Origin of the sequence: Synechococcus sp. A15-127, assembly GCF_014280215.1 — a bacterium.
Taxonomy (GTDB): Bacteria; Cyanobacteriota; Cyanobacteriia; order PCC-6307; family Cyanobiaceae; genus Parasynechococcus.
In genome coordinates, this window is sequence record NZ_CP047948.1 from 99,084 (window position 1) to 119,403 (window position 20,320).

A 20,320-nucleotide genomic window follows, 5' to 3' on the forward strand; every position below is an offset into this window, starting at 1 on the left:
TGGAGCCGGAGGGCCTCAGTAGGCTGCCACTGACTTTCCGGTAGCCGCCGTCACCATGCTCAAGCTCCTGCTGGGTGATCCCAATGCCCGCAAGCTGAAGCGCTACCAGCCGATCGTCACCGATATCAGTGTCCTCGAAGAGGACATCGCGCCTCTCAGCGACGACGACCTTCGCCGTCGCACGGCCGAATTCCGCGAGCGGCTGGACAACGCCGGCACGCTCGAGAACCAGCGGCCGGTGCTGGATGAGATCCTGCCGGAAGCCTTCGCGATCGTCCGTGAGGCCGGCAAGCGCGTGCTGAGCATGCGCCATTTCGATGTGCAGCTGATCGGCGGCATGGTGCTGCACGAAGGCCAGATCGCCGAGATGAAGACCGGCGAAGGCAAGACACTGGTGGCCACTCTGCCCAGCTACCTCAATGCCCTCACCGGCCGCGGCGTGCATGTGGTGACGGTGAACGACTATCTGGCTCGCCGCGACGCCGAGTGGATGGGCCAGGTGCACCGCTTTCTGGGCCTGTCGGTGGGGCTGATCCAGCAGGACATGCGACCGGAGGAGCGCCGCCGCAATTACGCCTGCGATATCACCTACGCCACCAATTCCGAGCTGGGGTTCGACTACCTGCGGGACAACATGGCGGCCGACATCGGCGAGGTGGTGCAGCGCCAGTTCCAGTACTGCGTGATCGATGAGGTGGATTCGATCCTGATCGACGAAGCCCGCACGCCGCTGATCATTTCCGGTCAGGTGGAGCGCCCTCAGGAGAAGTACCAGCAGGCCGTTCAGGTGGCCGAATCCCTGGAGCGGTCTGCCGAGATGGGCAAGGACGGCATTGATCCCGAGGGGGATTACGAGGTGGATGAGAAGCAGCGCAGCTGCACCCTCACCGATGAGGGCTACGCCAAGGCCGAACAGATGCTGGGGGTGCAGGACCTGTTCAATCCCCAGGACCCCTGGGCCCACTACATCACCAATGCCCTCAAGGCCAAGGAGCTGTTCGTCAAGGATGTGAACTACATCGTCCGCGATGGCGAGGCGGTGATCGTCGATGAGTTCACCGGTCGCGTCATGCCGGGTCGCCGCTGGAGCGATGGTCAGCACCAGGCGATCGAAGCCAAGGAAGCTCTGCCGATCCAGCCCGAGACCCAGACCCTGGCCTCGATCACCTACCAGAACTTCTTTCTGCTCTATCCCCGCCTGGCCGGCATGACCGGTACGGCCAAGACCGAAGAGGTGGAGTTCGAGAAGACATACAAGCTCGAGACCACCATCGTGCCCACCAACCGGGTGCGAGCCCGTCAGGATTGGGCGGATCAGGTCTACAAGACCGAACCGGCCAAATGGCGCGCCGTCGCCAACGAAACCGCGGAGATTCATCGCAAAGGCCGGCCGGTGCTGGTGGGCACCACCTCCGTGGAAAAGAGTGAACTGCTCAGTTCGCTGCTGGCGGAGCAGCAGATTCCCCACAACCTGCTCAACGCCAAGCCCGAGAACGTGGAGCGTGAGTCGGAGATCGTGGCCCAGGCAGGCCGTGCCGGCGCCGTCACCATCGCCACGAACATGGCTGGCCGCGGCACCGACATCATCCTGGGTGGCAACAGCGACTACATGGCCCGCCTCAAGTTGCGGGAGGTGCTGCTGCCCCGCCTCGTGCGCCCCGAGGACGGCCACAAGCCCCCGGTGCCGCTGCAGCGCAGCACAGCGGCTGGGTTCTCGGAGGCCCCCCAAGCGCCGGCGCGCAGCAGCGAGAGCCTGTTCCCCTGCACTCTCACCGATGACACCGATCAGCTGCTGGGGCAGCTGGCCCGCGATCTGGTGGCGGCCTGGGGGGATCGGGCCCTCACGGTGATTGAGCTGGAGGAGCGCATTGCCACAGCCGCCGAGAAGGCTCCCACCGACGACCCTCAGATCCAGTCCCTTCGGGAATCGATTGCCCGGGTGCGGACTGAATACGACGCGGTGGTGAAGCAGGAGGAGGAGCGGGTGCGTGAGGCGGGGGGTCTGCACGTGATCGGCACGGAACGGCACGAATCCCGCCGCGTCGACAACCAGCTGCGTGGCCGTGCCGGCCGCCAGGGAGATCCGGGCTCCACCCGCTTCTTCCTCTCCCTCGGCGACAACCTGCTGCGCATCTTCGGCGGCGACCGGGTCGCCGGGCTAATGAACGCTTTCCGGGTGGAGGAGGACATGCCGATCGAGTCCGGCATGCTCACTCGCTCTCTGGAGGGGGCTCAGAAGAAGGTGGAGACGTACTACTACGACATCCGCAAGCAGGTGTTCGAATACGACGAGGTGATGAACAACCAACGCCGGGCTGTGTATTCCGAACGCCGTCGAGTGCTGGATGGCAGCGCCTTGAAGAAACAGGTGATCGGGTACGGCGAGCGCACGATGAACGAGATAGTGGAGGCCTATGTGAATCCGGATCTACCGCCGGAGGAATGGGATCTCGATCAGTTGGTGAGCAAGGTGAAGGAATTCATTCACCTGCTGGAGGATCTCACTCCGGAGCAGATTCAGGGCCTGGGCATGGAGGAACTGAAGGCGTTCCTGCAGGAGCAGCTGCGCAACGCCTACGACCTGAAGGAAGGCCAGATCGAGCAGCAGCGTCCGGGACTGATGCGGGAGGCTGAGCGCTTCTTCATCCTTCAGCAGATCGATACTCTCTGGCGGGAACATCTGCAGGCGATGGATGCCCTGCGCGAATCCGTCGGCCTGCGGGGCTACGGCCAAAAGGATCCCCTGATCGAATACAAGAATGAGGGCTACGACATGTTCCTCGAAATGATGACCAACATGCGCCGCAACGTGATCTATTCGATGTTCATGTTCCAGCCGGCGCCTGCAAAGGTTTAGCCCTAGTCTGCTTCGTTATTGGTAATCGGCATCGAAAAATTCTGGCGATCTCTATTCGCAATGTTTGCTTTTTGGTCAGGCCGTTGGTCCTTTTTGAATGCATTTAATCGTGACATCTTCAGGCTTTGCTTGTGCCGTTGGGTTGTCTCGCCCGAAGCTTCAAATGACTCTCTGCGGTGAAAATGTATTGTTTTTATATCAATGGAGGGAAGCCATCTTCTTCCCAGCTTCTGAAAGATTTTTCATAGTTCGGGCGTTTTTGGACACCCTCCGGAATTGGTACTCCCATGAGCTTGTAGTTGCCTTCTTTGCTGCAACGGTAGTAGACAGATGGCTGATCGAGATGGATTCTCCTTAAGGCTGCGTTTTTGAGGTGGTGAAGCATGATTCGATCGCCTATCAGATGTCCATATTTAGGCATCAAGACCCAGTGGTGCAATTGTGAGAATGCATTTTTACCAAGCATCATGCAATTGGTGTCGATGAAGTTATCGGGATCAATCTGGGGGCAAGGCCCCATTTCAGAACCATCAAGCCTGCATAGCATTCGGCCTGTGGTGACAACGTCTGCTTCCATTTTTTGCATTGCCTCAAATGCTGTAGATAGATGATTTGGTGCGTACCAATTGTCAGCATCAAGGAATGTGATCGTTTCGACTCCAAGTCCAATGGCGTGGTACGAGCCAATCAGTCTTGGAGTTGATCCAATGTCGTTGTGGCTCATTGGAAGTTGGATGTGGTGAGCAAGCCACTGATTGATTGTTTGGTGTGCATGACCATCTGCGACGATGACATGCAAGGCTTCTTCGCTTTGGGCTCTGACACTCTTGTGACATTGCTCCAAGGTTTCGAGAGATTCCTTGTAATAGGGAGTAATGACTGCGATGCGTGGTTTGGTTTTGTTCACCATGGAAGCCACGAGGGTGATCGACGCAGTGCTCGCTGCAGTCGTTTGTCTCGAATTAATTCCCCTCTCTTAAGCATCTTGCTGATCTCTCCGTCATTTGGGCGCAGCCCGTCGTAGTAATTGCTCAAGCTTCCCTCGACGAGGTGGTTGTGATAAAGATTTCTCCAGGCATGACCAACGCCAGAATCCACTCGCGTGTTGCGCTCTAAGGCTTCTGTTCCTTGACGTATTTTTCGCTCCAATTGTGAGTAGCTACGAATTGGCCAGTGCAAGATTTCAATTCCGTTGCATGGAGTTGTCTTTAACAATTTCCCTTCATGGCTGGCGCTGTGGTTACCATCGCTGATAATAATATTTTTATGGCTTCTGTGAATTACTTTTGGGGGAAGTTCTTGGCCGAGACTGTTGTAGGACACTCGTTCCCGAAGATCCTGTTTCATGTAGAAGGGCTGCCGGCCTAAAGAATTCCGTGGAGGGGGCAGAAAGTTTGTACGGTTAACACTGCAGGCGCTGATGTGTGGTGGTATTTGCTCTAAAATATTTTTCAAGTTTCCACTTGTCGGCCACCAAAATTCATCAGCATCGCTATTTATTACCCAGTCTGCGCCCTGCTCTGCTGCCATCCTTGCCATGCGCGTCACCCATACTGCCTGGTCGTGGTTGTGCTCTTTCTCCTGAATCAATTGCAATTTACCCAGTTTCTTAAAGCGTTGTAAGATATTGACGCTGCGATCAACAGATCCATTGTCTGTAGCGATAATGTGATCGACACCGTTTGCCAAGTGGAAGCGAAGCATGCTTTCCAGGATGTCGTCTTCATCGCGACATAGTAGAGTTAAGATGATTTTCATGATCTAATCTTTCTATTCCGTGTAGCCCTGAGAAGTTGATCGCTCTTTGTGCTGCTGCGGCCCCAGTACCAGCGCATCTGTGGAGTTAAATTTGTCAGCGGAAGTTCATGGGAGGGCCCAACTTTTAGGCAACGCTCCATCAAGTCCTTGAGTTCCGGATCGTTAAAGCTGGTTTGATTCCGTTTGTAATTGAAGCAGCGGAAATCTTGGCGATGGAGGATATTGGCGAGTGATTGAAGGTTTGGATCTCCGGATAGCCCTTTGAGGTTGATGGCCTCCTGGTGACTTTCTCCCTGGGCGACTTTGCACAGAGTTTGACGTAGGCTGATAGGAAGATCAAGAGTTTGAGCCAACATATCAAGATCAGATTTCATGTGTTCGCAACGGATCAGGTGGTCAACTTTTGGTCGCTTTCCGTAGTGGGTAAACCAATGGATTGGGAACCCGTGCACCCAGCGCAAGTCATGCGCATCCATCGCTGAAGGGAGACGCCGTAAATACGCGAGCATTTGATCCTTCGTGGGGGGAGTTCTTGTCATCTGGATCTGGCTGTCCCGGTTCTTCTGTCGCAGGAACTCACGGCAGGCTGAGGCCAGTCTCTGGTACGGATGCCTGATGCAGGCGATCACCCTGTAACGGCTCAGAAACTTCCATTCTTGGAAGTGTCTGAGATCCATCAAGGGCATGTGGGCGAGATCGACTTGTCGTTGCAGCACCGTGCTGTATTGAAAATCAAAGAGGCTTACGACGTCACGGCTGTTGTCTTCCATGAAGGCTCGTCGGAGTGCAGTGCCAGCGCACTTCGGAACGTGAAGAAGCACAAGACGGAGGTCGTGGTCAATGATCACCCGGTGTTCTCCCCCAGGAATTCAAGAATTTCCCGGTCCTTGAGGCTCTGGGCCTCGCCGCGGCAGACCTCCCGCACCTGACGCCCGGCTGCCACCTCCTGGAGACAGCGCTGCAGATTGAGCACCGTGCTCTCCAGCTCATCGATCCGCTCCATCAGATTGCGGATCACATTCGCCTCGGCATCGGGCAGGGCGGAGTGAGCCAGGGGATTGATCCGCACCCCGCTCTGGTGGATCACCCGGCCCGGGATGCCCACCACGGTGCAGTCCGATTCCACATCGCGCACCACCACCGACCCGGCTCCGATGCGGGTGTTGGCACCGATCGTGATCGCGCCGAGCACCTTGGCGCCGGCACCGACCACCACGTTCTCGCCCAGGGTGGGGTGGCGCTTGCCGTGCTCCTTGCCTGTGCCGCCCAGGGTGATGCCCTGATACAGCAAACAGCGGTTGCCGACCTCAGCGGTTTCACCGATCACCACACCCATGCCGTGGTCGATGAACACGCCGCGGCCGATGCGGGCGCCGGGGTGAATCTCGATGCCGGTGAGGGCCCGACCCAGCTGACTGATGCAGCGGGCCAGCAGTTTCAGCGGCAGCCGGCAGCGCCAGAGCGAATGGCTGAAACGGTGCAGCGTCAGCGCATGCAGGCCCGGATAGCAGGACAGGATCTCCAGCCAGCCGCGGGCAGCCGGATCACGCTCGCGGATGATCGCGAGATCGGCGCGGATGTGATCGAACATCGCGGGGGTGTCAGCTGGCGGCCGCTGGGGTCTGCAGGCCGATCTCCTTGCGGAGCAGTTCGATCGTATCGGTGCTGAGGTAGCTCTCGGCGCAGTGCACCTGGGGCATGCGCATCAGCTGCGAGCGGTTCTGGCGCAGACTCTGCTCCACAAGCGGCAGGCTGGGGCGATCGCACAGCACGTGGCTGGAGGCCCGCAGCAGCGCCAGCAGGCGGCTGCCCACGTCCGGGGTGGCGGTCATCAGCAGCAGTTCATTGCCGCGCATCGAATGGAGGATCACCTCCGCGGCCCGCAGAATGCCTGGGCTGATGCTCACCAGGCCCACGCAGCTGCCCGGGCGGAGTTCCTTCAGCATCGCGAGTTCCTGGCGGAAGTCGTTGAGGTCCACGGCGACGGCACGCACCCCGTGCTTCTTGGCTAGGTCCTCCACCGGCTGCAGGAAGTAGCGGCTGGTCACCACAGTGCCGTTGCTGGAACTCTCCAGCACGCTTTCCAGCTCTTCCATCGGCACCACTTCGACGGGCACATCGAGGCAGGGCTCGAGTTCCTCGGAGATCAGCATCGACGCGCCGATGTCTTCTCTGGGTGTGCTGACCAGCACCCGGGCGCCACAGCGCAGCCGCCAGTCGATTTCTCGGGTGAGCATCTCGCGGGTCTGCTGCAGGGTGCAGCCGGCGTTGAGCAGACCGTCCACGCATTTGCGCACCTCGCGATCGAGGTCGGTGACGCCGCGGTTGCGGATGTGGGGAGGGGTGCGGATCTCCCGTGGTTTCTGCTGATCCCGCACGTAGATGCCGGATCCGGCCATCGCTTCCACCACACCGTCGGTTTCCAGCTGCCGGTAAACCTTGCTGATCGTGTTGCGGTGCAGGCCGGTCTGCATCGCCAGCTGGCGCGTGCTGGGCAGCCGGTGGCCGGGGGGGTAATGCCGGGCCGCGATGGCGAAGCAGATCTGGTTGTACAGCTGGGTTGATGCCGGAATGTCGCTTTCCTGCTGGATGTGGAATCGCACGCCGGTGGGCCAGGTCGGAATGCGGCCACCATAAGGACCGGAACCCGCGGTGACAATTGGGTGTGTGTCCTGCGGACCTGTGACAATCTCCAACTCCCGATACAGCGACTGGGTTCAGGTGGTGGACGGTCAGGTGCCGCTCCGCTGCTGGTGGGCGCCTCCCGTTGCTGACCAGCACGATATTGATGCAAATATGACACAAAAACGTGTAGTTATCGTGCTGCCTGAGGTGTTCGGTGTGAATGCCTGGGTGCGTGGTGTCGCCGATCGTCTCGCCGCTGCAGGAGTGCCGGCTCTGGCGGTGCCGTTGTTCGCCCGCACAGCCCCCGAGCTGGATCTCGCTTATGAAACGTCCGATCTGGCTCAAGGACGGCGTCACAAGGACGCCACCACCACCGATCAGATTCTCAGTGATCTTTCAGCGGCCATCGCCTGGCTGGCCCGGGTCTGTCCTGGGGCCGAGGTCAGTGTGGTGGGGTTCTGTTTCGGCGGCCACGCCGCTCTGCTGGCGGCCACCCTGCCGGCGGTGAAGCACAGCTTTGATTTCTACGGTGCCGGCGTCAGCCGCATGCGGCCCGGCGGTGGACCGCCCTCCCTCGCACTGCTGCCCAGCATCCAGGGGCAGCTCACCTGTCTGTGCGGCACAGGGGATCATTTGATCCCTGCTGAGGATCGGGCCGCGATCCAGGCCGCGCTTCGGGAGAGCGATCCGGAGGGAGAACGCTTCCGCTACCTGGAGCTGGAGGGGGCTGACCATGGCTTCATGTGCGACGCGCGCAGCAGCTACAACCCGGAGGCGGCCCGTTTCGGATGGCAGCTGCTGGAACGTTCCCTCGCCTAGGCCTGGCGGCCGGCCAGCTTGGCGGCGGTGGGACGCGGCGGTGACGGGATGGTGCGGACGGCCTTGGTGGGAGCCGCCTCCTTCTCATCCTTCTTCAGGAGCGGGGTCTTGCGCGGAGTGAGGAACATGATCATGTTGCGGCCCTCCCGCTTGGGTGCCTGCTGAATCTCGGCCTTCTCCTCGAGGTCCTTGGCCATTCGCCGCAGCAGCGTCTCCGCCAGGGCCGTGTGCTGAATCTCCCGGCCTCGGAAGATCACCGTGCACTTCACCTTGTCGCCGGCTTTGAGAAAGCGCTGGGCCTGACCGATCCGCACGTCGTAGTCGTGCTGGTCGATCTTGTAGCGCATCTTGACCTCCTTAACTTCGGTCTGGTGCGACTTTTTCTTGGCCTCTTTGGCTTTCTTTTCCTGCTCGAACTTGAACTTGCCGTAATCCATGATCCGGCAGACCGGGGGATCTGCCTTCTCGCTCACCAGCACCAGATCCAGCTCCCGATCCCGAGCCACATCCAGCGCTTCCTCCCTGCTGATCACGCCGAGCTGACTGCCGTCTGAGTCGACCACCCGCAGCTGGGGGTAATTGATCCGGTCGTTGATGTTGGGCAGCTCCCGCACAGGAGCACGACGGTCAAAACGGGGACGTGGGGGCATTCAGGCGGAGAAGGGGACAGGAGCAGACAGCAGGTGACACATGGTGGTCTGCATTCCTCACCTTAGTTGTCGCTCGATCAGTGTCATCGCCTCAGCTTCTGAATCGTTGCTCTCCAGCCAGTGGGGGTTGTGCTGCCGCCGGAACCAGGTGCGCTGCCTCTTGGCGAACTGACGGGTGCGCTGGCTGGTGATCCGGATCGCTTCCGCCGTCTGCATCGCCCCTGCCAACACCTTCAACGCCTCGCCGTAGCCGATGGTCTGCAGCAGCGGCAGGTTGTCGCCGTAACGCTCTGCCAGGCGTTGGGTCTCCTGCACCAGCCCGTCGCTGTAGAGCTGTTCGGTCCGCTGCTGAATGCGCCCCCGCAGGTCCACCGGATCGAGCCCCAGCTCGAGCACCCGCCACGGCGGCGGCTCCGCCGTGGCTTGACGGCTCATCGGCTGTCCGGAGGCATAGAGCACCTCCAGCGCTCGCTGGGTGCGCACGGCATCCGCCGGGGCGATCCGGGCGGCGGCGGCGGGATCCGCGGCTTGCAGCAGCGGGTGGCAGATGGTCTGGCCGAGCGCGTCGAGCTGCCGGCGCAGCTGCGGTTGCGGCGGCACGGCAGGCGGTCGAAGGCCACTGGTGAGGGCTTTCAGGTACAGGCCGCTGCCGCCCACCAGCAGGGCCATCCCTTCCTGTTTCAGGACCGCGTCGATGCAGGGGTTGGCTTCCGCCTGGAACTCCTGGAGGGTGATCGGCTGATCTGGCGGGCGCAGGTCGAGCAGATGGTGCGGAACCCGCGCCTGTTGGGCGGCGGTGGGCTTCGCGGTGCCCAGATCCATCTCCCGATACAGCTGGCGGGAATCCACGTTGATCACCGGTAGTCCGAGCCGCTCGGCGATTCCCAGGGAGAGGGCCGTCTTGCCGCTGGCGGTGGGCCCGAGCAGCACGATCACCAGCGGGTCTGAGGGCATCAGCAGCGGGCCGGGGGTGCACCCCTGGATGAAACGGCGCGTGAGAGGCCTCTGGAAGCCTCTATGGACGGCCGGTGGTAGATTGAGCCTGCCAGGTCGAGGTTTCAGGCTGTTACAGCCTTTTAGAACCCTGTCTCCTGGCTCAAGAGCTGCGGCATGAGCGACGCTTCCAAGGTCCAGAACGCTTACGGCGCTGAGCAGATTCAGGTGCTGGAAGGGCTGGAGCCCGTCCGGAAACGCCCCGGCATGTACATCGGCTCCACAGGGCCGAGGGGTCTTCATCACCTGGTCTACGAGGTGGTGGACAACTCGGTGGACGAGGCTCTCGCAGGCCACTGCGATCAGATCGTGGTGGTTCTGGGGGAGGACGGTTCCGCTTCGATCAGTGACAACGGCCGCGGCATCCCCACGGATGTGCATCCCCGCACCGGCAAGAGCGCCCTGGAGACGGTGCTCACCGTTCTGCATGCCGGGGGCAAGTTCGGCTCCGGTGGTTACAAGGTGTCAGGCGGTCTGCACGGTGTCGGTGTCTCCGTCGTCAACGCCCTCAGTGAATGGGTGGAGGTCACGGTGCGGCGTCAGGGCCAGGTGCACCGTCAGCGCTTCGAGCGGGGTGCGCCCATCGGCAGCCTTGCGTCGGAACCGCTCCCCGACGGGGAACAGGACCGCACCGGCACCAGCGTGTGTTTCAAGCCCGATCAGGAGATCTTCACGGTCGGGATCATCTTTGATTACGCCACCCTCTCGGCACGGTTGCGGGAGCTCGCCTATCTCAACGGCGGTGTCAGCATCGTGTTCCGTGATGAGCGTGAATCAGCCCGCGAAGCCGATGGATCTGCCCACGAGGAAATTTATTTCTACGAGGGTGGCATCAAGGAATACGTCTCCTACATGAACAAGGAGAAGGAAGCCCTTCATCCTGAGATCATCTATGTGAATTCCGAGAAGGATGGCGTTCAGGTGGAGGCCGCGTTGCAGTGGTGTGCCGATGCCTATTCCGACAGCATTCTCGGCTTCGCCAACAATATCCGCACCGTGGATGGTGGCACGCATATTGAAGGCCTGAAGACGGTGCTCACCCGCACCCTCAACGCCTTCGCCAAGAAGCTCGGCAAGCGCAAGGAAGCCGATTCCAATCTCGCCGGAGAGAACATCCGTGAGGGGCTCACTGCTGTGCTCTCGGTGAAGGTGCCGGAGCCGGAATTTGAGGGTCAGACCAAGACGAAGCTGGGCAACACCGAGGTGCGTGGCATCGTCGACAATCTGGTCGGTGAGTCGCTCAGTCAGTTCCTCGAATTCAACCCCTCCGTGATCGGCCTGATCCTGGAGAAGGCGATCCAGGCCTTCAATGCTGCCGAAGCGGCTCGGCGGGCCAGGGAGCTGGTGCGCCGCAAGAGTGTGCTGGAGAGTTCCACGCTCCCCGGCAAGCTGGCCGACTGCAGTTCCCGTGATCCGGGTGAATCTGAGATCTACATCGTGGAGGGAGACTCCGCTGGAGGGTCAGCGAAACAGGGGCGGGACCGACGCTTCCAGGCCATTCTTCCGCTGCGCGGAAAGATCCTCAACATCGAGAAGACCGACGACGCCAAGATCTACAAGAACACCGAGATTCAGGCTTTGATCACGGCGCTCGGGCTTGGCATCAAGGGAGAAGACTTTGATGAAAAGAATCTCCGCTATCACCGCATTGTGATCATGACCGATGCTGATGTTGATGGCGCTCACATCCGCACGTTGATTCTTACTTTCTTCTATCGCTACCAAAAAGCGTTGGTTGAGGGCGGCTACATCTACATCGCCTGTCCGCCGCTCTACAAAGTGGAGAGAGGTAAGAATCACACCTATTGTTATAACGAATCGGATCTGCAGAAAACCCTGAAAGGATTTGGCGAAAAAGCCAACTACACCATTCAGCGTTTCAAGGGCCTTGGAGAAATGATGCCCAAGCAGTTATGGGAAACCACCATGGATCCCAGCACGCGGATGATGAAGCGCATCGAAATTGAAGATGCACTGGAAGCGGATCGCATCTTCACGATTCTGATGGGCGACAAAGTCGCGCCCCGTCGGGAATTCATCGAGACCCACAGCGCTGAACTGGATATGGCGGCTCTGGACATCTGATGGGGACTGTTCCGATGGGAGGTGTGTTGCGTTGGAGCTGGCTGCTGGGGGTGGCGCTGATGGCACCGGCAGCCCTGCCGGCTGGTGGCGGTGAGTTCCGTCAGCCTCAGGTCCGTCGTCGCTCCGGCAGCGGTCCGCTGCACATCAGTTCCGACTGCCCGCTGCGGCTCAGTCCGCTGGCGGTGGCGCCGAGCCTGAGCACTCTGGCCATCGGAACCCCCTGTCGGCTGCTGCGCCGCTGGCCGGGGGATGACGGACAGGATTGGCTTCAGGTGCAGGTGCTCAGCGGGGACTGTCCACGAGGCTGGCTCCGTGCCTGAAGCCCTGCTGGTGGCGATCGGGGCTGTTCCGGGAGCCTGGCTGCGCCTGAAGATGGTGAACCATTTCGAGCCGATGGTTCCGAAGAAGCACTGGGGCACCTTCACCGTGAACGTGCTCGCTTGCTTTGCCCTCGGTCTGGTGCTGGCACTGGAGGAAACCTGCTCCGCCCGCACCGGGATCGTGCTGCTGATCGGGGTGGGCTTCTTCGGCAGCCTCAGCACGTTCTCCACCTTCGTGGTGGAACTTCTTCAGGAGCTGCGGGCCGGCCAAGTCCTGGCCGCTGCTGCTCTGGCAGCAGCCTCGGTGCTGGCAGGTTTGCTGGCTTCCGCAGCCGGATACGGACTGGGGATGCATGCCTGAGTCCAGACCCCCCCTGAGGATTGAACTGGAGGAGCTCCTGCTGGTGGCCCTGGGTGCCGTGCCGGGGGCCCTGCTGCGCTGGCAATGGGCTGTTCAGCTGGAGGATCGCAATGTTCTGGTGAACACCCTGGGCGCCGCGATTCTTGGCCTGCTGGCCGGGCTGCCGGCGGCACCACGGCGTCAGCTGCTCCTGGGCATCGGCTTCTGCGGGTCGCTCACCACCTTCAGCAGCTGGATGCTGGCTGCGATGCGTGATCTCAGTCGCGGGGAGTGGGGTTCAGCGGTTGGCCTGATCGCTCTCACCCTCGGGCTGGGCTTGGGAGCTGCTGCCCTTGGCTTTGTCTTCGGACGTCGGTTCAGGCGTCAAGAGCCGCCTGAACCGCCTCGCTGAGCTGCTCCGGTTCCACGCCGCTCTTGAACCGTTCGATCACCGTGCCGTCCTTCCCCACAAGGAATTTCTCGAAGTTCCAGCCCACATCACCGGCAGGCTCCATCCGGTTGAGGGTGGTGAAGGGCTCGGTGGTGCTGCCCATGGCATGCACCTTCCCGAAGAGTTCGAAGCTGGCGCCGTAGGTGGTGGAGCAGAAGCTCTGGATCTCCGGCAGGCTGCCGGGCTCCTGACCCCCGAAGTCATTGCAGGGGAAGCCGAGCACGGACAGGCCCTGGTCGCCGAAGCGCTCCTGCAGCTGCTGCAGACCGGAGTACTGGCGGGTGAAGCCGCAGCGGCTGGCCACGTTCACGATCAGCAGCACGCGTCCGGCGTAGTCGCCGAGCGATTTCTCGCTGCCATCCGCGCTGAGGACGGACACGTTGCTGATGCTGATCGTCATCGTCTGAAAGGCCTGCTCGCCGAGACGTTACCCAATGGAACTGCCCATACACTTGGGGCCCTTGCCGGTCGTCCATGAGCGAGGTAGCTGCAGCGTCCGCCGGAGGCGTGACCGTGGAGCACCACCTCCTGGCGGAGGTGGTGACCCGTCAGCTTGAGGCCATGCTCAGCGTCGGCAACTACGACGCTGTGAAGCTGCTGCTGGAGCCGGTCCAGCCGGTGGATGTGGCGGAGGCGATCGGCAGCCTGCCGCAGAACCTGCAGGCCATTGCCTTCCGACTGCTCAGCAAGGACGAGGCGATCAGTGTCTACGAGTACCTGGATACAGCCACCCAGCAGAACCTGCTGAATCTGCTGCGCTCCGGTGAGATGCAGGAGGTGATGGAGGAGATGTCTCCGGATGATCGGGCGCGGTTGTTCGAGGAGCTTCCAGCGAAGGTGGTGCGTCAGCTGCTCGATCAGCTCAGTCCGGAGGAACGCAAGGTCACGGCCGAGCTGCTGGGCTATCAGGCGGAGACAGCCGGTCGTCTGATGACGACCGAATACATCGCTCTGAAGGAGAACCAGACAGCCCTCGAGGCGCTCGACATCGTCCGGCGCCGGGCCCGTGAAACCGAGACCATTTATTCGCTCTACATCACGGATACCGAACGGCGTCTCACCGGCATCCTGTCGTTGCGGGATCTGGTCACTGCTGATCCCCATGACCGGATCCGGGATGTGATGACGGCAGACGTGCTCAGCGTGAGCACCGACACCGATCAGGAGATGGTGGCTCGCACGATCCAGCGGTACGACTTCCTTGCTGTACCGGTGGTGGATCTCGAGCAGCGGCTCGTGGGCATCGTCACGGTGGATGACGTCATCGATGTGATCGAGCAGGAGGCCACCCGCGATCTGTATGCCGCCGGCGCCGTGCAGGCCGGCGATGAAGACGATTATTTCAGCAGCAATCTGTTCACCGTCGCCCGTCGTCGGGTGGTGTGGCTGGCGGTGCTGGTGGTGGCCAGTTTCTTCACGTCCGAAGTCATCGCCGCCAATGAGGACGTGCTGCAGAAGGTGGTGCTGCTCGCAGCCTTCATTCCCTTGCTGGGGGGCACAGGCGGCAACGTCGGTGCTCAGAGCTCCACCGTGGTGATCCGGGGCCTTAGTACCCAGAGCATCACGGCGCTGGGACCGATGAAGGCCGTGGTGCGGGAAGCGCTGGCCGGAGCTCTGCTGGGGGTCTTGATGATGATCCTGGTGGTGCCCTTCGCCTGGTGGCGTGGAGAAAGCGCCCTGGTGGGCCTGTCGGTGGGCATCAGCCTGCTGGCGATCACCACGCTGGCGGCCACCGCCGGCGCAGCCTTTCCGCTGCTGTTCGACCGCATGGGTCTGGATCCGGCCTTGATGTCGACGCCGTTCATCACCACCTGCACGGACGTGGCCGGCACGCTCATCTATCTCAAGACGGCGGAGTGGCTGCTGATGAACCTGCCGGAGCTGCTCCAGGCGACAGGTATTTCTACCCAAATCGCCGTTGCTTCTGCTTTCTGAGAGTTCGTTTACGTTTCTTAGGAGTACGCTTTACATAACTAAATGAAGCGCCATGACACCGGCTATCGCCGCTGCAACAAAGCCCGCTTCGGCGGCCCGCAGCGTCAGTGTTGACGTCGATCTGGTCCGTTCCTACCTGCGTGACATCGGTCGTGTTCCCCTCCTCACCCATGAGCAGGAGATCACGCTTGGACGACAGGTTCAGGAGCTGATGGATCTGGAAACTCTGGAACAGGAGATCGAGAGCCGCGACGGCGGCAGGCCTTCCCAGGACGCTCTCGCCAAAGCCTCCGGGATGTCCGCAATGCAACTGAAGCGCAAGCTTCAGCACGGACGGCGCGCCAAGGAGCGGATGGTGGCGGCCAACCTGCGATTGGTCGTGAGCGTCGCCAAGAAATACACCAAGCGGAACATGGAACTTTTGGATCTGATCCAGGAGGGAACCATCGGTCTGGTGCGCGGCGTCGAGAAGTTCGACCCGACCCGCGGATACAAGTTCTCCACGTACGCCTACTGGTGGATCCGTCAGGGCATCACCCGCGCGATCGCTGAGAAAAGCCGCACCATCCGGTTGCCGATCCATATCACCGAGATGCTCAACAAGCTCAAGAAAGGGCAGCGTGAGCTGAGTCAGGATCTCGGTCGCACGCCCACGGTCACCGAGCTGGCTGAATTCGTCGAGCTGCCGGAAGACGACGTCAAGGATCTGATGTGTCGCGCCCGTCAGCCGGTGAGCCTCGAGATGAAGGTGGGTGATGGCGATGACACCGAGCTGCTGGAACTTCTGGCAGGTGATGGAGACCTCCCCAGTGACCAGGTGGAAGAGGACTGCCTCAAGGGAGATCTGCGCGATCTGCTGCATCAGCTGCCCCATCTGCAGGAGCAGGTGCTCCGCATGCGTTACGGCATGGATGGCGAAGATCCGATGAGCCTCACGGGCATCGGTCGCATCCTCGGCATGAGCCGTGATCGGGTCCGCAATCTTGAGCGCGACGGACTGGCCGGTCTGCGTCGCATCAGTGACCAGGTGGAGGCCTACGTGGCCTGCTGAGGCTGGTTGGTTGTTTCCAAAAGCCTGAGAAGCACTGGATTGACCCGATCCGGTGCTTCGTCATGGGGACAGTGGCCGGCGCCACTGATCACGTTGATGGATTTCACGCAGGAGATCTGTTCAGCCCAGCGCTGAGCTTCCGGTAAGGGTTCCCAGGGGTCCTGTTCGCCCCAGATCAGATCCACAGGCACCGCCAAATGCTGCATTAGCTGCGGTGCGAGGTGGTCGTCGAACAGGTTGATGAAGCCGCGGAACGCTTCGGCGGCACCATTCCGGCGAGTGGGCTGAAACAGCAGCTCCACCAAGGCATCATCCACGTGCTGACCACTGGGGTAAGCCTGTTTGAGCACGCTGCGGATCACCCCTGGTCTGGCCGCATTGCGGAACAGGGTGGTGCTCAGCCAGCGCTGGCGCACCATGGTTTTCAGCAATGGCCGGATCCAGGCCATCCAGGCGGGCTGTGTCGCCAGCTGCTTGTCGTCCATCAAGCGCTGGGCGCAATCGATCAGCACCACGCCACAGCAGCGGTCGCCCAGCAGCTGTGCTGCCCGCAGGGCCACCACCCCGCCGATCGAGTTGCCCATCAGCAGCACCGGCCGATCGATCACCGTCCGGCAGAAGTCCGCCACCTGCTGCCCCCAGAGATCAAATCCGTAGAGGACGGACCCTGGCTGCTCCGGTTCGTCCTTCAGTCGCGCCCGCGGTTGGTCGCTGCGGCCGAAGCCGAGCAGGTCGATGGCATAGGTCGGAGCCAGCGCCGCCAGGGCCGGTTGATTGAAACGCCAGTGCTCTGTGTTGGCGCCGAAACCGTGGATCAACAGCACGGCCAGGGGTGCCTCGGGATTCCCCATCAGCGTCCATCCGATGTTGCGATCCCCCCAGCACCACAGACCTTCCTGCAGCGTCATGCCTGGAATGACCTGGTAAGCGCGGGCAAAAGAAACGAGCGGACCACGCAGCGAAGACGACTTGTGCTGAACATTTAAAGGAACGCTGGCGAGGATCGGTTGATGTCCATGACGCCAACACGCAGCAACGGATGTCGTTCAAGCGATGCGGAGCTCAGGCCGTTGCTGCTGAATTGGTGGAGCGACCACGGTCGCCACGACATTCCCTGGAAACGAATCTCGTGCGGGGACCGACCTGCTCCTGATCAGCCCCTGGATCCCTATCCGATCTGGATCGCTGAGGTGATGCTGCAGCAAACCCAGCTGGCGGTGGTGCTCCCCTACTGGCATCGCTGGATGGCCATGTTTCCAACCGTGGAGGCTCTGGCGGCGGCATCGCTTGAGCAGGTGCGTCTGTTGTGGCAAGGACTCGGCTACTACTCCCGGGCCCGCCGCCTGCATCAGGCGGCTCAGCAGATCTCAGGGCGTTCCTGGCCCAGGGATCTCGAGGCATGGATGGCGTTGCCGGGGATCGGACGCACCACCGCCGGAAGCATCCTGTCGAGTGCCTTCAATGCACCCGTGCCGATTCTGGACGGCAACGTGCGGCGCGTTCTGGCTCGCCTCAGGGCCCACGACCGAGCTCCCGGCAGGGATCAGGCCCTCTTCTGGCAGTGGAGCCATGAGCTTCTCGATCCGCATCGCCCGCGAGATTTCAATCAGGCCTTGATGGATCTCGGGGCAACCCTGTGCACCCCACGTCAACCGCTTTGTGACGCGTGTCCCTGGCAACGGCACTGCGCTGCCTACGCTGCCGGCGAGCCCAGTCGCTGGCCTGTGAGTGAGGAACGCAAACCGGTTCCATTTCAGGTGATCGGCGTCGGCGTCGTGCTCAACGCCGAAGGTGAGGTGTTGATCGACCAGCGGTTGGAAGAGGGGTTGCTGGGTGGTCTCTGGGAATTCCCCGGTGGCAAGCAGGAGCCTGGAGAGACGATCGAGGCCTGTATCACCCGGGAGCTCCAGGAGGAGCTGGCGATCGAGGTGACGGTGGGTCAGGAACTGATCAGCGTTGATCACGCCTACAGCCACAAGCGGTTGCGCTTCGTGGTGCATGTCTGCCGCTGGTTGTCCGGAGAGCCGAAACCCCTGGCCAGTCAGCAGGTGCGTTGGGTGCTTCCGGACGATCTGGGGAACTACGCCTTTCCGGCAGCCAACGCAAAGATCATTGCGGCGCTGCGGGCTCGCTCATGAAGCTATTGCTCCATGCCGGCCCGATGAAAACGGGCTCTACAGCGTTCCAGGAACTGCTTGGGGCCAATCACGCTCTGCTGGAGCAGAGCGGAATTCGATTCCGCCATTTGCGCCGTCAGGAGTTGGACGACCTCGAGGCCGTTATGGAGGAGGAGGAGGGAACGGGTTGGCCGAGCGTGCTGTTGCTGTCCCATGAATGTCTCTGTCGTTTGGACCCGCAGCGCTTAGAAGGGGCGTTGGGTTTGGTGCCGGTCTCTGCGGAGGCTGTTCTGGTGGCGCGACCGCTTCGAGAGGTTTATCCAAGCCTTTACCTCCAGAACCTCAAAGGGCATGTGATGCGCACCTCCTCCTATGAGGAGTTTCTTCAGGAACAGATCGAGCGGGACCGACGGCCGGAGCATGCGGAGCGGGGACAGGTGTTCCGTTATGCCTTTCTGGATGAACAGATGCAGGCCGCTGGTTGTGCGGTCCACTGGGTCTCCTATCGACGTTCATCCCTGCTGGATGATCTGGTCGCCTGGCTTGCGCACCACGCCAATGCCACTGAGGCGTTGCGTGGTCTGAAGCCCCTGCCCACGCCGACAGGAGTCAGTCCACGACGCTCTCTTGATGGAACTGTCGTGGAGGTGGTTCGACTTTTGAACGACCGTTGTCGTGCAGGCACGGTGTCGCTTGCGGATCGCAACAACCTTTTGGAGGCCTTATTGGACAGCAGCGATCGGATCCGCTCCCAACGCCATGGCCTGGATTCTTTCCGTGACATTCATCGTGCTCGGCTGGATGCTTTGGATGATGAGCTCAATGGCGACTTCTGGCGCCAAAGAGCGATGCATCTGTCGCCATGGGATCCGCAATAACCGCCCCTTGCTCTGTGGTCTGCCTGGGTGAAGCGCTGATCGATCGGCTCGGTCCGCCCGGCGGTGATCCGGCGGAGGATTTGCCAGTGGACGATCGTCTCGGCGGTGCGCCAGCGAACGTGGCCTGCGGCTTGGCCCGCTTGGGCACGCCGGTGGCCTTTGTCGGTCGATTGGGGCAGGACGCCGTTGGGGAGGCGTTTTCCAGTTTGTTTTCTGAGCGTGGTCTGGATACTGCGCTGTTGCAGCGCGATGCCGAGCGTCCCAGCCGCATTGTTCTGGTGCGTCGTTCCAGGGATGGCGAACGCCAGTTTCAAGGTTTTGCCGGGGATGAAGGGGCTGGTTTCGCCGACCAGGCTCTGGAGCCGGCCCTCTTGCCCCAGGCTCGATGGCTGTTGATCGGCACGCTTCCGCTGGCCGCACCTGGTTCGGCCTCGGCTTTGCTTTCTGCGGTACGCCAGGCCCGGAACCAGGGCACGGCGATTGCCCTCGATGTGAACTGGCGACCCACCTTCTGGGATGCCGATGCTGATCCGTCCGCAGGGCCGCCGCCTTCCGCGGTGGCGGCCATCCGGCCGTTGCTCGAGCAGGCGGCCCTGATCAAGCTCGCTCGCGAGGAGGCGATCTGGTTCTTCGGTTCAGCGCAAGCGCAGGTGATCAGTGGTTTGTTGCCCCAGGCCCCGGATGTGGTGGTGACCGATGGAGCCGAGCCGGTGACCTGGTGGATGGAGGGTGCCTCCGGTTGCCTTCCGGCGTTCCGTCCGTCGGACGTGGTGGACACCACCGGTGCCGGAGATGCCTTCACGGCGGGCCTGTTGCATTGCTGGGATCTTCCCCCTGCGCACCGGGTGCGCTTCGCCGCCGGTTGCGGTGCTCTGGTCTGCAGCGGAGCCGGAGGGATCGATCCTCAACCCAGTGCGCAGGAGGTGGAGGCCTTCATCGCCGAGGCATGAGGTGGCGTGAGTCGGGCTTTCCGCCCCTCTCCCTGGTAGGCCAGTTCCAGCTGCCAGGCCTCAGGGAGCACCAGCCTGAGTCGCTCCGGCCATTCCACGGCCATCAGGGCTCCCATGGCCCGGGCTTCTTCCTCTTCCTGCAGGAACAGCTCATCCGCTGATCCGGGGGTGTCCAGCCGGTAGAGATCTAGGTGCACGAGGGGCGGATTGCCGTCCGGGTAGTGCTGAGCCAGCGAGAAGGTCGGGCTGGTGATCGGTTCGCTGATGCCACAGGCCAGGGCCAGGCCCTGCACCAGAGAGGTCTTGCCTGCGCCCAGAGAACCCTCAAGGAGAAGAATGGCGCCCTTCGGCAGGCGTTGTGCCAGCCCCCGCCCGAGGGCTCGAGTGGTCTCAAGGGTCTCAAGTTCCCAGAGACACTGTGTAGAGTCCGCGCCTGACGAGCCCGAAGCCTCGGCGTCTCCGCAGAGATTCACATTCAAATTCCCCAGGGA

Annotated in this window: 21 protein-coding genes; 11 read left to right on the plus strand and 10 right to left on the minus strand. The window is 61.5% G+C overall.

Annotated features, from left to right (window positions below; genetic code table 11):
- Positions 1-55 precede the first annotated feature (55 nt).
- A complete protein-coding gene (gene secA, locus SynA15127_RS00500; protein ID WP_186484584.1) occupies positions 56-2,857 on the plus strand; it encodes a preprotein translocase subunit SecA in 2,802 nt (933 codons plus the stop codon).
- Positions 2,858-3,050: 193 nt separating this feature from the next.
- Here the strand turns inward: secA and SynA15127_RS00505 are convergent, their stop codons facing one another.
- From SynA15127_RS00505 to SynA15127_RS00525, 5 genes are read right to left on the minus strand one after another with little or no spacing between them, the layout of a single operon-like run.
- On the minus strand, positions 3,051-3,767 hold the full coding sequence (locus SynA15127_RS00505) for a glycosyltransferase (protein ID WP_186484585.1): 717 nt from the start codon (positions 3,765-3,767) through the stop codon (positions 3,051-3,053).
- Positions 3,761-4,615 carry a glycosyltransferase family 2 protein gene (locus SynA15127_RS00510; protein ID WP_186484586.1) on the minus strand — a complete coding sequence of 285 codons (855 nt, stop codon included), beginning with the start codon at positions 4,613-4,615 and terminating at the stop codon, positions 3,761-3,763. The genes SynA15127_RS00505 and SynA15127_RS00510 overlap by 7 nt, the downstream gene beginning before the upstream one ends.
- Complete coding sequence (locus SynA15127_RS00515) at positions 4,612-5,463, minus strand: sulfotransferase family 2 domain-containing protein (RefSeq protein WP_186484587.1); 852 nt, start codon at positions 5,461-5,463, stop codon at positions 4,612-4,614. The genes SynA15127_RS00510 and SynA15127_RS00515 overlap by 4 nt, the downstream gene beginning before the upstream one ends.
- On the minus strand, positions 5,460-6,206 hold the full coding sequence (cysE, locus tag SynA15127_RS00520; protein ID WP_043694176.1) for a serine O-acetyltransferase: 747 nt from the start codon (positions 6,204-6,206) through the stop codon (positions 5,460-5,462). Before cysE ends, SynA15127_RS00515 begins: the two co-directional genes overlap by 4 nt.
- A 10-nt stretch (positions 6,207-6,216) precedes the next feature.
- A complete protein-coding gene (locus SynA15127_RS00525) occupies positions 6,217-7,218 on the minus strand; it encodes a GntR family transcriptional regulator (protein WP_043694179.1) in 1,002 nt (333 codons plus the stop codon).
- A gap of 133 nt (positions 7,219-7,351) precedes the next feature.
- On the opposite strand from SynA15127_RS00525, the gene SynA15127_RS00530 reads away from it, so the two are divergent.
- Entirely contained in the window at positions 7,352-8,059 is a 708-nt protein-coding gene (locus tag SynA15127_RS00530; RefSeq protein ID WP_370594054.1) for a dienelactone hydrolase family protein, read from the plus strand.
- On the opposite strand, the gene infC is transcribed toward SynA15127_RS00530, so the two are convergent.
- Positions 8,056-8,709, minus strand: a complete 654-nt coding sequence (gene infC, locus SynA15127_RS00535; protein WP_186484588.1) for a translation initiation factor IF-3 — start codon at positions 8,707-8,709, stop codon at positions 8,056-8,058. The genes SynA15127_RS00530 and infC overlap by 4 nt on opposite strands.
- Before the next feature lie 57 nt (positions 8,710-8,766).
- On the minus strand, positions 8,767-9,663 hold the full coding sequence (miaA, locus tag SynA15127_RS00540; protein WP_186484589.1) for a tRNA (adenosine(37)-N6)-dimethylallyltransferase MiaA: 897 nt from the start codon (positions 9,661-9,663) through the stop codon (positions 8,767-8,769).
- A gap of 156 nt (positions 9,664-9,819) precedes the next feature.
- On the opposite strand from miaA, the gene gyrB reads away from it, so the two are divergent.
- The 4 genes from gyrB to SynA15127_RS00560 are packed head-to-tail and all read left to right on the plus strand — an operon-like array spanning position 9,820 to position 12,859.
- Positions 9,820-11,787: a DNA topoisomerase (ATP-hydrolyzing) subunit B gene (gene gyrB, locus SynA15127_RS00545; protein WP_186484590.1), complete on the plus strand. Its 1,968-nt coding sequence runs from the start codon at positions 9,820-9,822 to the stop codon at positions 11,785-11,787.
- A gap of 14 nt (positions 11,788-11,801) precedes the next feature.
- A complete protein-coding gene (locus SynA15127_RS00550; protein WP_186485503.1) occupies positions 11,802-12,107 on the plus strand; it encodes an SH3 domain-containing protein in 306 nt (101 codons plus the stop codon).
- Positions 12,037-12,468: a CrcB family protein gene (locus SynA15127_RS00555; RefSeq protein ID WP_186484591.1), complete on the plus strand. Its 432-nt coding sequence runs from the start codon at positions 12,037-12,039 to the stop codon at positions 12,466-12,468. Before SynA15127_RS00550 ends, SynA15127_RS00555 begins: the two co-directional genes overlap by 71 nt.
- Complete coding sequence (locus SynA15127_RS00560; RefSeq protein WP_186484592.1) at positions 12,461-12,859, plus strand: CrcB family protein; 399 nt, start codon at positions 12,461-12,463, stop codon at positions 12,857-12,859. The genes SynA15127_RS00555 and SynA15127_RS00560 overlap by 8 nt, the downstream gene beginning before the upstream one ends.
- Here SynA15127_RS00560 and SynA15127_RS00565 read toward each other — a convergent pair.
- Positions 12,825-13,298, minus strand: coding sequence for a glutathione peroxidase (locus SynA15127_RS00565; RefSeq protein ID WP_186484593.1), 474 nt, complete (start codon positions 13,296-13,298; stop codon positions 12,825-12,827). The two genes, SynA15127_RS00560 and SynA15127_RS00565, sit on opposite strands and share 35 nt — an antisense overlap.
- A gap of 74 nt (positions 13,299-13,372) precedes the next feature.
- On the opposite strand from SynA15127_RS00565, the gene mgtE reads away from it, so the two are divergent.
- The gene (gene mgtE, locus SynA15127_RS00570) at positions 13,373-14,833 is read left to right on the plus strand and encodes a magnesium transporter (RefSeq protein WP_186484594.1); all 1,461 of its coding nucleotides are present in this window, start codon (positions 13,373-13,375) and stop codon (positions 14,831-14,833) included.
- A gap of 52 nt (positions 14,834-14,885) precedes the next feature.
- Complete coding sequence (locus SynA15127_RS00575; RefSeq protein ID WP_186484595.1) at positions 14,886-15,884, plus strand: RpoD/SigA family RNA polymerase sigma factor; 999 nt, start codon at positions 14,886-14,888, stop codon at positions 15,882-15,884.
- On the opposite strand, the gene SynA15127_RS00580 is transcribed toward SynA15127_RS00575, so the two are convergent.
- Entirely contained in the window at positions 15,869-16,792 is a 924-nt protein-coding gene (locus tag SynA15127_RS00580) for an alpha/beta fold hydrolase (protein WP_370594007.1), read from the minus strand. The two genes, SynA15127_RS00575 and SynA15127_RS00580, sit on opposite strands and share 16 nt — an antisense overlap.
- 108 nt (positions 16,793-16,900) lie before the next feature.
- On the opposite strand from SynA15127_RS00580, the gene mutY reads away from it, so the two are divergent.
- The 3 genes from mutY to SynA15127_RS00595 are packed head-to-tail and all read left to right on the plus strand — an operon-like array spanning position 16,901 to position 19,829.
- A complete protein-coding gene (gene mutY / locus SynA15127_RS00585; RefSeq protein ID WP_186484596.1) occupies positions 16,901-18,022 on the plus strand; it encodes an A/G-specific adenine glycosylase in 1,122 nt (373 codons plus the stop codon).
- A 23-nt stretch (positions 18,023-18,045) separates the two neighbouring features.
- Positions 18,046-18,879: a hypothetical protein gene (locus tag SynA15127_RS00590; protein WP_186484597.1), complete on the plus strand. Its 834-nt coding sequence runs from the start codon at positions 18,046-18,048 to the stop codon at positions 18,877-18,879.
- Positions 18,864-19,829 (plus strand): carbohydrate kinase, encoded by a 966-nt coding sequence (locus tag SynA15127_RS00595; RefSeq protein WP_186484598.1) that lies wholly within the window; start codon positions 18,864-18,866, stop codon positions 19,827-19,829. The genes SynA15127_RS00590 and SynA15127_RS00595 overlap by 16 nt, the downstream gene beginning before the upstream one ends.
- Here SynA15127_RS00595 and tsaE read toward each other — a convergent pair.
- Positions 19,784-20,308, minus strand: coding sequence for a tRNA (adenosine(37)-N6)-threonylcarbamoyltransferase complex ATPase subunit type 1 TsaE (tsaE, locus tag SynA15127_RS00600; protein ID WP_370594008.1), 525 nt, complete (start codon positions 20,306-20,308; stop codon positions 19,784-19,786). The two genes, SynA15127_RS00595 and tsaE, sit on opposite strands and share 46 nt — an antisense overlap.
- Positions 20,309-20,320: the final 12 nt, after the last annotated feature.

What these genes read in the sequence shown, in the direction of transcription:
- SynA15127_RS00595 (WP_186484598.1), top strand. Translation starts at nt 18,864, where the DNA reads ATGGGATCCGCAATAACCGCCCCTTGCTCTGTGGTCTGCCTGGGTGAA.
- miaA (WP_186484589.1), bottom strand. Translation starts at nt 9,663, where the DNA reads ATGCCCTCAGACCCGCTGGTGATCGTGCTGCTCGGGCCCACCGCCAGC.
- secA (WP_186484584.1), top strand. Translation starts at nt 56, where the DNA reads ATGCTCAAGCTCCTGCTGGGTGATCCCAATGCCCGCAAGCTGAAGCGC.
- gyrB (WP_186484590.1), top strand. Translation starts at nt 9,820, where the DNA reads ATGAGCGACGCTTCCAAGGTCCAGAACGCTTACGGCGCTGAGCAGATT.
- infC (WP_186484588.1), bottom strand. Translation starts at nt 8,709, where the DNA reads ATGCCCCCACGTCCCCGTTTTGACCGTCGTGCTCCTGTGCGGGAGCTG.
- SynA15127_RS00560 (WP_186484592.1), top strand. Translation starts at nt 12,461, where the DNA reads ATGCCTGAGTCCAGACCCCCCCTGAGGATTGAACTGGAGGAGCTCCTG.
- SynA15127_RS00510 (WP_186484586.1), bottom strand. Translation starts at nt 4,615, where the DNA reads ATGAAAATCATCTTAACTCTACTATGTCGCGATGAAGACGACATCCTG.
- SynA15127_RS00565 (WP_186484593.1), bottom strand. Translation starts at nt 13,298, where the DNA reads ATGACGATCAGCATCAGCAACGTGTCCGTCCTCAGCGCGGATGGCAGC.
- mgtE (WP_186484594.1), top strand. Translation starts at nt 13,373, where the DNA reads ATGAGCGAGGTAGCTGCAGCGTCCGCCGGAGGCGTGACCGTGGAGCAC.
- SynA15127_RS00580 (WP_370594007.1), bottom strand. Translation starts at nt 16,792, where the DNA reads ATGACGCTGCAGGAAGGTCTGTGGTGCTGGGGGGATCGCAACATCGGA.
- cysE (WP_043694176.1), bottom strand. Translation starts at nt 6,206, where the DNA reads ATGTTCGATCACATCCGCGCCGATCTCGCGATCATCCGCGAGCGTGAT.
- SynA15127_RS00550 (WP_186485503.1), top strand. Translation starts at nt 11,802, where the DNA reads ATGGGAGGTGTGTTGCGTTGGAGCTGGCTGCTGGGGGTGGCGCTGATG.
- SynA15127_RS00505 (WP_186484585.1), bottom strand. Translation starts at nt 3,767, where the DNA reads ATGGTGAACAAAACCAAACCACGCATCGCAGTCATTACTCCCTATTAC.
- SynA15127_RS00590 (WP_186484597.1), top strand. Translation starts at nt 18,046, where the DNA reads ATGAAAACGGGCTCTACAGCGTTCCAGGAACTGCTTGGGGCCAATCAC.
- SynA15127_RS00575 (WP_186484595.1), top strand. Translation starts at nt 14,886, where the DNA reads ATGACACCGGCTATCGCCGCTGCAACAAAGCCCGCTTCGGCGGCCCGC.
- SynA15127_RS00555 (WP_186484591.1), top strand. Translation starts at nt 12,037, where the DNA reads ATGACGGACAGGATTGGCTTCAGGTGCAGGTGCTCAGCGGGGACTGTC.
- mutY (WP_186484596.1), top strand. Translation starts at nt 16,901, where the DNA reads ATGACGCCAACACGCAGCAACGGATGTCGTTCAAGCGATGCGGAGCTC.